The following is a 12,093-nucleotide window of genomic DNA, read 5'->3' on the forward strand; positions in this document are numbered from 1 at the left end:
CGATGCCCTGACCGATGGGCGCGAGCTGATTGGCCTCGTCCCAGCCGATCAGCGGGCGGATGGTCTGCGGCCAGTCCTGCTCGGCGGCGGTATCTGTCTCGGCGGCATTTTCCAGTGCTTCCGCCTGCTCCCACAGCGGGTGACGCGGCGCACCGAACACGCGGGCGGTGACGCCCAGGTGTTCGCCCAGCAGCCGGGTCTCTCCACCGTTGAGACGCGCCAAGGCCGCCCGACGATCCTTGTCCAGTGGCGATTCGCGCAGCAGCAGGCACTGGTCATCCAGCACGACGCCGGCCGCACCGGCCAGGCGGCAGGCCGCGGCGGTGTTCAGGCCCACGCCACCGCGGACGAACAGCGGCCGCCTGGTCAGTTTGCGGGCCTTCTGCAGCAGGATGTAGGCGGTGTCATCGCCGACGAAGCCGGGCGCCTCGTGCCCCTTGAGGACATAGCCGTCCGGTTCGCTGGTGCAGGCGTCGAGCTGTTCGGCGTCGGTGACTTCGATCCAGACGTGCCCGGCACCTTCGCCGCGCATTTGCACCAGCGCCTGGCAGGTCTGCTGCACGTCGCCGTGGACCAGCACGATCGACAGTGACCGGGGCTTGGCAGCCTTGAGCAGTTCCGAGGCGAGATCGGCCTGCGAGGGCAGGATTCGCAGGCCGACGTTGCCGTCCGTGGCGTCCAGCGCCCGCGTCAGGTCGCGGCGGATCGCGGCGGGGTCGGTGCAGAACTCGGCGTCGATCAGGCCGATGCCACCGGCCCGGGCGGCCGAGACGGCGATTGCCGGATGGTCGAATCCGGCCGGGCTGAGGCAGATGATGTCGAACGTGGACTGGGTCATTGGAGCAGACTCCTGGGTCGCCCTGGCTCAGGGACGACGGTCTTCGAGAAAGAATGTGCGAGAAGGTCCCGGGTTCCGGGTCCGGCCGGCGCCGCGTGCTTGACGGTGGTCATGAGGCGGTGTCCCGGGCGGTGGATTCATTCGAGGCCAGCGACTGTGAGCGCGGCATCATCTGGCGGAAGCGCATGGCGAAATCGCGCTGGCGCATCCGGGTTTCGCGATCGGGCAGCGTGAACTCCGGACGCAGCAGCATGCGGATGCGCGATGCGGCATCACGCAGCGAGGCGTCGTCCTGGCGATCAAGCAGTGCCGAGAGTTCGGGGTCGCGACGGATCAGCGAGTCGTCGAAGCGCAATGCGGTCCGGAAGGCCTTGCGCGCCTGGTCGTGGCGGCCCAGTCCGAACAGGATCAGCCCGTGGCGCTGATGCACCGAATGGGCACGAATCCGAGCCTCCAGGATGGGTTCGAGCGCGGCCAGCGCTTCGCGGTAGCGCGCCTGGTCGATCAGCGCGTCTGCCAGAGCGTAGCGGGCGCGGTCGAACCGCGGTTGCTGCGCCAGTGCCTCTTCATAGGCGGCCTGGGCGTCGGCGGGGCGATTCAGCAGGCGATAGGTATCACCGACCAGGGCATGAAATCTCGCGGGACGAGGTGCTTCTCGGGCCGCGGCCTCGAATACCTTCACCGCATCCTTGTACTTGCCTGCCGCCGCGAGTGTCCGGCCCAGGCGCAGTCGCGCGACCAGCGATTCAGGGCGGTCCTTGACCACCGCCTTGAGCAGGCGGATACCCTTGCGGATTCGCCCGTCGTCCAGATAGATCTCGGCGAGCATGAGCCGTGCCGCGATGTCTCGGGGGCGGATATCCAGGACATCCTTGAGGGCGGCTTCCGCCGCCTCGACATCGTTCTCCTCGATCGCGAGCACGCCCAGCATCAACTGTCCGCCGGCGAGATTCGGGTCCATGTCCAGCGCGGCGTCAACGTGCTCGCGGGCGACGTCGTGGGCATCCTGCTCATAGTGGATGCGGCCGATCTGGAGACGGGCGGGGGCAAGCCGGGGATTGATCTCGAGCGCGGCCTCGCAGGCCTCGATCGCATCCTCGTAGCGTCTGCCGCGGGCGAAGATCGTGCCGAGCAGCAGATGTCCGAATGCGAAGCGGGGCTGCTCGTCCAGGCGTTCACGCACGACGGCCTCGGCGCGGTCGAGTTGACCGGCGCGGATAAACCCCGAAATCTCGCGGACAAGCATCAGCGAGCTTTCGTCTGTCGGGGTCTCGAAGTCGTCGTCCAAGGGCATTGATGCGAGCAGAAAAAATGGTACGACGCTAGTCAAGCGCGTGGGACTTGGTTCCAGCAATGGGAAATTTCTGACACGCCCGTAGGACGGCCGCCGAAGGCCCTGAGAGCTTGAAGGAACGTGGCGGCCGCAATACCGGACACACGCGACAAGAAATCATCAATGTCGGTGAAATGCGGCTAAATGAGGTTAAAATCGATGAAATTTCGCTCTCATTCCGGGGCGCCGGGAAGGGTGCCGCGCGGCCGCTGATCGGTGTCCGATTCGCCGGAGAGGACAAGCAAACCTCCGGTTGGCTATACTTTTGCCTCGCACGTATCCAGCACCGTCTCGGTGTGGATCGCGCAACGCGGCCACCGAAGAGTGGCCGTCGTTTTGTCGGTTTCGACGAGCACGTTGTACCGCCGGCCAATGAACAGTCAGGTTGAAGCAGGAGAGGTGGCAGAGCGGTTGAATGCACCGGTCTTGAAAACCGGCAAGGGTTCACGCCCTTCGTGGGTTCGAATCCCACCCTCTCCGCCACTGAGCCGATCTTGATGATGGATCACTCTTCCGATTCACCAGCTCCACCTTCCGGGAATTGCTGGAAGCCGCCGGCCGGCGGCTTCCCGCAGGTCCCGGATTTCACCCAACATCAGAACTAGGGACGATTTCTCATGAATGCAGACACGTTGATCAAGACCGCGCAGGCGATGGTTGTGCCCGGCAAGGGTGTGCTCGCGGCTGACGAGAGCACCGGTACGATCAAGAAGCGCTTCGACTCGATCAATGTCGAGTCCGTCGAGGAAACGCGTCGCGCTTACCGCGACATGCTGTTCACCACCGCCGGCATGGAAGACTTTGTCAGCGGCGTCATCCTGTTCGAGGAGACGCTGTTCCAGAAAGCCTCCGACGGTACGCCGTTCTCGAAGCTGCTGGCCGACAAGGGCGTGATCCCGGGCATCAAGGTCGACAAGGGCGCCAAGGATCTGGCCGGCGCCCCGGGCGAGAAGGTGACCGAGGGGCTGGACGGCCTGCGTGAGCGCCTGATCGAGTACCGCGAAGCCGGTGCCCGTTTCGCCAAGTGGCGCGCGGTGATCACCATTGGTGACGGAATCCCGACCGACTACTGCATCCAGGCCAACGCCCACGCGCTGGCCCGCTATGCCGCGCTGTGCCAGGAGCAGGACATCGTGCCGATCGTCGAGCCGGAAGTGCTGATGGATGCCGACAACACGCTGGAGGTCTGCGAGGACGTGACGTCCCGCACGCTGCAGGCGGTCTTCGCCGAGCTGGATCTGCAGGGCGTGCTGCTGGAAGGCATGCTGCTGAAGCCGAACATGGTGATCTCCGGCAAGAAATGCCCGACCCAGGCCGACGTCCAGACCGTTGCCGAAGCCACGGTTCGCACGCTCAAGCGCTACGTGCCGAGCGCGGTGCCGGGCATCGTGTTCCTGTCCGGCGGTCAGTCCGACGAGCTGGCGACCGCGCATCTGGATGCGATGAACAAGCTGGGCCCGCTGCCGTGGGCGCTGTCGTTCTCCTACGGCCGTGCCCTGCAGGCGCCGGCACTGGCCGCCTGGAGCGGCAAGAACGAGAACGTCGCCGCCGGTCAGCGCGCGTTCTTCCATCGCGCCAAGTGCAACTCCGCCGCCGCCAAGGGCGAGTACAGCAGCGCGATGGAACAGGCGGCCTGAGGCAGGCTGCGTGCAGCTCGACGGCCAGCGGGTCTGGATCACCGGCGCCTCCTCCGGCATCGGTGCCTCGCTGGCCGTCGCGTTTTCCAACGCGGGTGCTCAGGTCATCCTGAGCGCCCGTCGTCAACCGGAACTGGAGCAGGTCGCCGCGCGATGTGGTGACACTGCCGACATCCAGCTGCTGGATGTTGCCGATCAGGCGTCCGTCGAATCCGCCGCCAACGCGGTGCAGCAGCGTCATGGCGGGGTCGACATCCTCGTCAACAATGCCGGCATCACGCAGCGATCCAAGGCGATCGACACCGACATGGCGGTCTACCGGCGGCTGATGGAGGTGAACCTGTTCGGCACTATCGCGCTGACCTCCGCCGTGCTGCCCGGCATGCTCGACCGCGGTTCGGGTCAGATCGTGGCGATCGCCAGCGTTGCCGGAAAGATCGGCGTGCCGTTTCGCACCGGCTACTGCGCCGCCAAGCACGCGGTGGTCGGCTACTGCGATGCGCTGCGGGCGGAGGTGCAGGACCAGGGCGTCGGCGTGCTGGTCGTCTGCCCCGGCTTCGTCAACACGCCGCTGTCCTACGCCGCGTTGCAGGGGGACGGAAAGGCCCACGGCGCGATGGATTCCGACCTGGCTTCCGGCATTGCGCCGGAGATCGTGGCGGACCGGACGCTGCGCGCCATCGAGCGTGGACAGCCCGAGATTCTCGTCGGCGGCAAGGAAATTCTCGGGGTTCAGCTCAAGCGTGTCGCCCCGCGTCTGGTCAATCGCGTGACTCGCCGGATCGCCCGCCAGCGGAGCTGATGCGGTCGACGACGGCCTGGCCGTCGCAAGCCCAATCCCGTTGTGCAATCCTTGTGATCCTGACGTCGCCGACCATGGTGGCGCGACGGTCACGGCAGCATTGACGGGGTGCGGCGAGGATGGACGCTCAGAGCATACTGGCCAACAGTCCGGCGTTTTCGGGGCTGAACAGCAAGTCATTGAGCCTGCTGGCCGACGCCGCGGAAAAGCGGTTGCTGCGTCCGGGTCATGTCCTGTTCGAGGCTGGCGACCTGGCCGAATCCTTCCATGTGATCGGGACCGGGCGGCTGTTGCTGTTGCGTCCGGAGCACGGAGGGCTGCATCTGCTGCGCGAGCTGGCGCGCGGCGAGGTTGTCGGTGGTGTGTCGATGATGACCGGCGAGCGTCGGCTGACGCGAGTCGAAGTGCTGCGCGAAAGCGTGGTCGTCACGATTTCCAAACCGGCCTTCGAGCGGATCGCGGTCAAGCACCCCCACGAAGCCATCGAGATCATCCGGTTTCTGGTCGGGCGACTGGTCCGGACGCTCAATGCCGGCGGCGAGGCCTCCAGCGCCCAGTCGCTCGCGACCATCGCGCTGGTTCCCGGGCATCCCGGCATGGACCTGACGGCGGTGGCGAACGCCGTCGCCAAGGCCATGGCGGAGCAGGGGCCGACCTTACGTCTGACCGCCGATCGCGTGGATCGGGCGTTGGGCGAGGGTGCGGCCGACAGTCAGCTGGACAACGCCGAGCTGTCCGAACGGGTCGCGGCCTGGCTCAGCGAGCTGGAGACGCAGTACCGCTATCTGATCTATGCCACCGACGGTGATGATTCGCACTGGTCGCGCCGATGCATCCGCCAGGCCGACCGCGTACTGGTGGTCGTGGACGGTGCGGCGTCGGCGCGGATGACGCCCGAAATCCAGGCGTTTCAAGCGATTCGTGGTCGCGCCAGTGCTGAACTGTGCATCGCCCACTACGACGCCGAGAAGACACGCGCCGATCCGGGTGCCTGGTCGGAGCTTTGCGGCACCGAATCGGTGCTGCATGCGACGCTGGATCGTCCGGAAACCTTCGAGCGCCTGGTACGCCTGATCACCGGGCGTGGGCTGGGGCTGGTGCTGGGTGGCGGCGGCGCCCGGGGCTTTGCGCATCTGGGCCTCTGGCGGGCGCTGGAAGCCCAGGGCATCGAGTGCGACGTACTGGGCGGGGCGAGCATGGGCGCCTACGTCGCGGCGCTGATGGCGATTGGCATGGACAGCCAGAATGCCGCGGCGAACCTGCGCGAGACCTTCGTCGACAACAACTACCTCAACGACTACGTGATGCCGCGCGTGGGTCTGATCGGCGGGCGCAAGTTTCTGCGTCGGCTCGATCAGGTGTTCGGTGACACGCGGATCGAGGAGCTGCACATCCCGTACTTCTGCGTCAGCACCAATCTGTCGCAGGGCGAGTCCGTGGCGCATCGCTGGGGCACGTTGCGCGACTGGCTGGCGGCGAGCATGGCCGTGCCCGGCATCGTGCCGCCCCTGGTCTGGCAGGGGGAACTGCTTTGCGACGGCGGGGTGCTGAACAGCCTGCCGGTGGACAAGATGCGGGAGCTGGGGCGCGGTCCGATCATGTCCTGCGACGTCAGCAACCGGGAGCAGTTCGTCATTGGCCAGCAGGCTGAGGACACGCCCGAACCGCTGCGCTGGCAGCGCGGGGTTGAACGATTCCCCGGCATCTTCCGGTTGCTGCATCGTGCCGCCACCGTGGTCAGTTCCGAGACGATCTCGAGCCGAGAGACCGATGCGGAGTGCTATATCCACATGCCCGTGTCAGGGATCGGCATGTTCGACTGGGATCGGATGGACGAGATCATCCAGTCGGCCTACGACTACGCGATGCCACGGCTCGATGCCTTCCTTGCCTCGGACGAGGGCACGCTGACACAGCGGCAGGCCGCGGGGCGTCATGCCGCCATGCTGGCTGCCGGGTAGGTGCGAAGACCCGACTGGGGCTCGCTCGCGTCGTGGCGGCGGGGACGTGTTGAACCGATTGTCCGGACGAACTGAAGTGGCGGGTTTCCCGCCGACGGGCGAGTGACTTTCGTCTCGGCGAAAGTCACCAAAGCCATGTGCACCCGCAACGGGGTGGGGCGAGGCGGCGTCGCGACGTGATGGTCAGTCGAAGGAGGTCAGGAACTGCAGCCCGACGTCGTCGGTGTAGCAGTCCAGCGCACGGGACTTGATGAAGCCGCAGTGGCCGCCGAATTCGGTGACCTCGAGGCTGACGCCGGACGGCAGGTGCAGGTTCGCGAAATCATCGATCGGGATCACCGGATCGTCCTCGGCGGTGAGGATGTGCGTCGGCACGGTCAGCCCCCCCAGCGCGCGGCCGGTCAGCGTGTAGGCGGCCAGATAATCGCGATAGTCGTCGTAGGGCGTGAACCGGGGGGCAAACAGTTCGGTCGCGTTTTCCAGCGTCGGTGCCTCGCGCATGTCGTCGAGGTCGTGCACGCCGGGAAAAGCGGCTTCCTTGGCGCGCAGGGACCGGACCCACTTGCGCCGGAAATAGGTGCGGTAAAGCGCCGCGCCCTCGTCGATGGCTCGCGTGGTCGCTAGCGGGTTGATGGCTGGGCTTACCGCCAGCAGACCGCGGATCGACAGGCCTGCCTCGACGGCGGCCGCCGCGGTGCGCAGCGCCATGTTGCCGCCCATGGAAAACCCCATCAGGAACGGGTTGTCGCCGCCGGGCAGGCGGCCGGCGATATCGCGCAACGCGCCCACCGGATCGGATAGCCGGGTCGACACGAAAGGTTCGCGGTTGAGGTGATGGGAAAAGCCGTGGTCACGCAGGTTCAGGCGGACGATGGAGTAACCCGCATCCCAGAGCCTGGAGGCCATCGAGAACAGGTACACCGAGTCATGGCAGCCCTCCCAGCCGTGAATCAGCACGACCAGCCCACGACTCGCGGTGTCGCCGGGTTGCGGGCTGCTGTGGGCGTAGAGCCGAACGCCATCGCCGCAGTCCAGCGTCAGCCGTCGGCTGGAGGCCTGCATGCCAGGGCTGCGTGAGGCGATCAGGCGTCGGCGCAGGGACGTCGAGGCCAGAACGCTTTGCAGATGGGGATTGCGTAGCCAGCCCGGCGGCTGGTACGCCTGACTGCCGACTCGGATGTCGTCAGCGGTCGTGTTCATGTCGTCGGCGAAGCGAGCAGGCGCTCCATGATCTCCCGGTACACCGCGGTCAGTTTCGGCAGGTCGGCGATGCGAACACATTCGTCGATCTGGTGAATGGTCGCGTTGACCGGGCCGATCTCCACCACCTCGGTGCCAAGCTGGGCGATGAAGCGACCGTCGGAGGTGCCGCCAGCGGTGGATTCCGCGGGCGTCAGGCCGGTGACGGCGTTGATGGCTTCGATGCCGGCGCTGCGCAGCGGGCCTGGGTGGGTCAGGAACGGTTCGCCGGACAGCCACCAGTCGAGCCGGTAGCTGAGCCGATGCGCGTCGAGGATGTCGACCACGCGCTTGCGGATGGTGCCGGCGTCGAGTTCGGTGGAATAGCGCAGGTTGAAGTCGAATTCCGCGGTGCCCGGGACCACGTTGCTGGCGCCGGTGCCGGCGCGGACGTTGGTGATCTGGAACGAGGTGGGCGGAAACTCCGCGTTGCCCTCGTCCCAGCGCAGTCGGGCGAGTTCGTCCATCGCGGCCAGCGCCCGATGCACCGGGTTGTCGGCCAGATGCGGGTAGGCGACATGGCCCTGGCGTCCGATCACGGTCAGGGTGGCGCCGATGGAGCCGCGACGGCCGACCATCATGCGATCGCCGAACGCGTCGACGCTGGAACACTCGCCGACCACGCAGAACTCGATGGTCTCGCCGCGCTCGCGGAAATGCTCGACGACGCGCCGGATGCCGTCTCGCGCCGCGCCTTCCTCGTCGCTGGTCACCAGCATGGCCAGGCGACCGCGGTGATCGGGGTGGGCCGCGACGAATGCCTCCAGTGCGACGATCATGGAGGACAGGCCGGATTTCATGTCGGCGGCGCCACGTCCGAACAGATGCCCGTCACGTTCGGTGGGCTCGAAGGGCGGCGAGGTCCACTGATCCGCGGGGCCGCTGGGCACCACGTCGGTGTGGCCGGCGAAGCAGAGCGTCGGCGCGCCGGTACCGCGCGTCGCCCAGAGATTGGCGACGTCGCCGAATGGCAGATGCTCGATGGTGAAGCCGATTGCTTCCAGGCGGCTGGCGATCAGGTCCTGGCAGCCGGCGTCGATCGGCGTCACCGATTCGCGCCGGATCAGCTGTTCCAGCAGCGCCTGCTCCGGTGTCTGCGACGCGCTGGGGCGGACCGCCGCCAGGCTCATTCGGTGGCCGCCTCGCGCAGCAGCGTGTTGATGCCGACCTTGGCGCGCGTGCGTTCGTCCACGCGCTTGACGATGACCGCGCAGTTCAGGCTGTAGCGTCCACCGTCCTTCGGCAGGGAGCCTGGCACCACGACGGCGCCGGCGGGCACGCGTCCGAAGCTGATCGTGTCGGCCTCGCGGTCGTAGATCGGCGTGGACTGGCTGATGAACACGCCCATCGCCAGCACCGCGCCGCGTTCCACGATCACGCCCTCGACGACCTCGGAACGGGCGCCGAGAAAGCAGTCGTCCTCGATGATCACCGGAGCGGCCTGGAGCGGTTCCAGCACACCGCCGATACCGACGCCACCGGACAGGTGCACGTTGGCGCCGATCTGCGCGCAGGAGCCGACCGTGGCCCAGGTGTCGACCATGGTGCCGGGACCGACATAGGCGCCGATGTTGACGTAGCTCGGCATCAGCACCGCCCCGGGGGCGACATGCACGCCGCGACGAACCATGGCGGGGGGCACGACGCGGACGCCGTCGCGGCGGAAATCCTCGTCACTGTAGTCCGCGTACTTGCCCGGCACCTTGTCGAAGTAACGGGTCTCGCCGCCCTCGATCAGGTGGTTGTCGTACAGGCGGAAGGACAGCAGCACGGCTTTCTTGGCCCATTCGTTGACGACCCAGCCACCTTCGGCGGGTTCGGCGACGCGCAGCGTGCCGGCGTCCAGCAGTCCCAGCGTCTGTTCGACCGCATCGCGCAGGTCGGCGGGTGCGTTGTCCGGGCTCAGCGTGGCGCGGTCGTCGAAAGCGGCGGTGATTCGTGATTCCAGTGCGGTCAGGTCGGTCATTGTTACTCGATGTAGGCGACGGCTTCGTCGGTGCTCAGGTGGTCCTCGCTTTGCAACACACGAGTCAGTACGCGTCGAAGTTCATTGAAAACGGCGGGGTCCTGGATGGGGCGGTGCCGGCTGTCGGTGATGAAGAAGACATCCTCGGCGCGTTCGCCGATGGTGCCGATCTTCGCGGCGACCAGCAGAATGCCGCGTTTGCGGAACACGCGGCCAACGATGGACAGCAGGCCGGGGCGGTCGCCGGTGACCAGCTCCATGATGGTGCGGCCCTGCTCCGGGTCGTTGCTGAAATACACCTGCGTCGGTGTGCGGAAGTGGCGCAGCTGGCGGGAAACCCGGCGCGTCACGTTGACGCTGGAGATGTCCGGGTTGGACAGTACCGAGGTCAGCGCGCCGACGATCTCGTCCTTGCGATGCGGCTCGGAGATCGGCGAGCCGTCGCCCTCGCAGATCGCGTAACTGTCGAAGGCGTAGCCGTCCTCGGTGGTTTCCAGGCGGGCGTCGAGCACGGTCAGGCCGAGCTGGGCGAGCACGCCCGTGGTCACGGCGAACAGGTGATCCTGGTCGCGCATGTAGATGAACACGGTGACGCCGCCGCCGCTGGTTTCCCCCAGCGTGACCAGCGGTGAACCATTGGCGTGATTCAGGATCGCCAGCGTGTGATGCGCGATCTCCTCGTCGGAGTGACGCAGGAAGTAGTCATCGCCCAGCCGTGCCCACAGCGCCTTGATGTCGTCCGGGTCGGCCGCAGCGCCGATGACCTGCATGGCCGCGTCCTGCGATTCGCGGGCCAGCACGTCCTTTTCCAGCGGATTGGTCAGTCCGCGGGACAGCAGACGGCAGGTAGCGAGATAAAGGTCCTTGAGCAGGCTTTCGCGCCAGGAGTTCCACAGCGCCGGATTGGTCGCGCGGATGTCGCAGGCGGTCATCAGCAGCAGGTAGTCCAGGTGCGTGCGGTCCTTCACGGTGGCGGCGAACTCGCGCAGCACCGTCGGATCGGTGATGTCCTTGCGCTGCGCGGTGATGGACATCAGCAGGTGCTGGCGTACCAGCCAGGCGACCAGTTCGCAGTCCCACTGGGGCAGGCCGTGATCCTGGCAGAACTGGAGGGCGTCTTCGGCGCCCAGTTCCGAGTGGTCACCGCCACGGCCCTTGGCGATATCGTGAAACAGCCCACCCAGATAAAGCAGTTCCGGCTTCGGGATCCGGTCCATGATCTCGCTGAAGAACGGATGCTCGTCGCGGAACTGCGGCATGGCCAGCCGACGCATGTTGCGGATGACGAACAGCGTGTGCTCGTCCACGGTCAGCGTGTGGAACAGGTCGTACTGCATCCGGCCGTTGCTGTTGCCGAAGGCGGGGATGTAACGCCCCAGCACGCCGTAGCGGTTCATCCGGCGCAACGCGCGGGTCAGGCCACCCGGCTGGCGCATGATTTCCATGAACAGCGACTTGGCGCGAATGTCCGCGCGGACCCGGTCGTTGATCAGCTTGCGGTCGCGGCGGATCAGTCGCAGCGTCTGCGCGCGGATGCCGCGCAGCTCGGTGCGCTTCTGCAGCAGCAGGAAGATTTCCAGCAAGGCCTGCGGCTGGCGCCGGAACACGCCGGGATCAACGACCTCGATGTAGCCGTGTCGGGACTGGAACCGGCGGTTGATGCGCGTCGGTTTGCCCACGTCATCCGGGTGCAGGATGCTTTCCTCGAACAACTGCAGCATCAGATCGTTCAGGCAGGACAGCGCCTTGATCTGCCGGTAGTACAGCTGCATGAACTGTTCGACGGCGCGGTTGTGCGACTGGTCGACAAACCCGAACAACTCGGCAATCCGCACCTGGTAGTCGAACAGCAGGCGATCCTCGTGGCGGTCGGCGATCAGGTGCAGCGCGAAGCGCACGCGCCACAGGAAATCCTGGCCGGCCACCAGTTCGGCGCATTCCTGCGCCGTCAGCAGGCCGTGACGCTTGAGATCGTTCAGTGTCGCGCCTGGAAACTGGCGCTTGGCGACCCACAGAATCGTGTGGATATCGCGCAGCCCGCCCGGGCTTTCCTTCACGTTCGGTTCGAGCTTGTAGCCCGAATCGTCGAACTTGGCGTGGCGGGCGAGCTGCTCGTTCTGCTTGGCGGTGAAGAACCGCTCGGTCGGCCAGATCTTGTCCGGCGCGGTCTGGCGCTGCATGTCCAGATGGAGCTTGACGTCGCCGGCGATCAGCCGCGCCTCCATCAGGTTGGTCATGATGGTGATGTCGCCGGCGGCCTGCTCGCGACATTCATTGGCGAAGCGAACGCTGTGGCCGACATTCAGACGCAGATCCC

The 12,093-nt window shown here is 66.5% G+C and carries 10 protein-coding genes and 1 tRNA gene; 5 read left to right on the plus strand and 6 right to left on the minus strand.

Annotated elements, in window-relative coordinates; genetic code table 11:
* Both ABNS06_RS02425 and ABNS06_RS02430 read right to left on the minus strand, forming a co-directional pair.
* Nucleotides 1-838: hypothetical protein (locus tag ABNS06_RS02425; RefSeq protein ID WP_348672372.1), on the minus strand; the 838-nt coding region annotated here is incomplete at its 3' end.
* A gap of 109 nt (nucleotides 839-947) precedes the next feature.
* Complete coding sequence (locus ABNS06_RS02430) at nucleotides 948-2,132, minus strand: tetratricopeptide repeat protein (protein WP_348672373.1); 1,185 nt, start codon at nucleotides 2,130-2,132, stop codon at nucleotides 948-950.
* Between the two features lie 110 nt (nucleotides 2,133-2,242).
* On the opposite strand from ABNS06_RS02430, the gene ABNS06_RS02435 reads away from it, so the two are divergent.
* The 5 genes from ABNS06_RS02435 (at nucleotide 2,243) to ABNS06_RS02455 (ending at nucleotide 6,571) form a co-directional block, all read left to right on the plus strand.
* Entirely contained in the window at nucleotides 2,243-2,560 is a 318-nt protein-coding gene (locus ABNS06_RS02435) for a hypothetical protein (RefSeq protein WP_348672374.1), read from the plus strand.
* Between the two features lie 4 nt (nucleotides 2,561-2,564).
* A tRNA-Ser gene (locus ABNS06_RS02440) sits at nucleotides 2,565-2,654 on the plus strand.
* A gap of 134 nt (nucleotides 2,655-2,788) precedes the next feature.
* Nucleotides 2,789-3,808, plus strand: coding sequence for a class I fructose-bisphosphate aldolase (locus ABNS06_RS02445; protein ID WP_348672375.1), 1,020 nt, complete (start codon nucleotides 2,789-2,791; stop codon nucleotides 3,806-3,808).
* 10 nt (nucleotides 3,809-3,818) lie between these two features.
* Nucleotides 3,819-4,610: an SDR family oxidoreductase gene (locus ABNS06_RS02450; RefSeq protein WP_348672376.1), complete on the plus strand. Its 792-nt coding sequence runs from the start codon at nucleotides 3,819-3,821 to the stop codon at nucleotides 4,608-4,610.
* Between the two features lie 119 nt (nucleotides 4,611-4,729).
* The gene (locus ABNS06_RS02455; RefSeq protein WP_348672377.1) at nucleotides 4,730-6,571 is read left to right on the plus strand and encodes a cyclic nucleotide-binding and patatin-like phospholipase domain-containing protein; all 1,842 of its coding nucleotides are present in this window, start codon (nucleotides 4,730-4,732) and stop codon (nucleotides 6,569-6,571) included.
* A 183-nt stretch (nucleotides 6,572-6,754) separates the two neighbouring features.
* On the opposite strand, the gene ABNS06_RS02460 is transcribed toward ABNS06_RS02455, so the two are convergent.
* From ABNS06_RS02460 to glnD, 4 genes are all read right to left on the minus strand, one after another.
* Nucleotides 6,755-7,771 (minus strand): alpha/beta fold hydrolase, encoded by a 1,017-nt coding sequence (locus ABNS06_RS02460; protein WP_348672378.1) that lies wholly within the window; start codon nucleotides 7,769-7,771, stop codon nucleotides 6,755-6,757.
* Complete coding sequence (gene dapE / locus ABNS06_RS02465) at nucleotides 7,768-8,940, minus strand: succinyl-diaminopimelate desuccinylase (RefSeq protein ID WP_348672379.1); 1,173 nt, start codon at nucleotides 8,938-8,940, stop codon at nucleotides 7,768-7,770. Before dapE ends, ABNS06_RS02460 begins: the two co-directional genes overlap by 4 nt.
* The gene (gene dapD / locus ABNS06_RS02470) at nucleotides 8,937-9,767 is read right to left on the minus strand and encodes a 2,3,4,5-tetrahydropyridine-2,6-dicarboxylate N-succinyltransferase (RefSeq protein WP_348672381.1); all 831 of its coding nucleotides are present in this window, start codon (nucleotides 9,765-9,767) and stop codon (nucleotides 8,937-8,939) included. The genes dapE and dapD overlap by 4 nt, the downstream gene beginning before the upstream one ends.
* A gap of 11 nt (nucleotides 9,768-9,778) precedes the next feature.
* Nucleotides 9,779-12,093: [protein-PII] uridylyltransferase (gene glnD / locus ABNS06_RS02475; RefSeq protein ID WP_348672380.1), on the minus strand; the 2,315-nt coding region annotated here is incomplete at its 5' end.

Origin of the sequence: uncultured Abyssibacter sp. (assembly GCF_964000955.1) — a bacterium.
In the GTDB taxonomy this organism is placed as follows: domain Bacteria; phylum Pseudomonadota; class Gammaproteobacteria; order Nevskiales; family OUC007; genus Abyssibacter.

What these genes read in the sequence shown, in the direction of transcription:
- ABNS06_RS02430 (WP_348672373.1), bottom strand. Translation starts at nt 2,132, where the DNA reads ATGCCCTTGGACGACGACTTCGAGACCCCGACAGACGAAAGCTCGCTG.
- ABNS06_RS02445 (WP_348672375.1), top strand. Translation starts at nt 2,789, where the DNA reads ATGAATGCAGACACGTTGATCAAGACCGCGCAGGCGATGGTTGTGCCC.
- ABNS06_RS02455 (WP_348672377.1), top strand. Translation starts at nt 4,730, where the DNA reads ATGGACGCTCAGAGCATACTGGCCAACAGTCCGGCGTTTTCGGGGCTG.
- ABNS06_RS02460 (WP_348672378.1), bottom strand. Translation starts at nt 7,771, where the DNA reads ATGAACACGACCGCTGACGACATCCGAGTCGGCAGTCAGGCGTACCAG.
- dapE (WP_348672379.1), bottom strand. Translation starts at nt 8,940, where the DNA reads ATGAGCCTGGCGGCGGTCCGCCCCAGCGCGTCGCAGACACCGGAGCAG.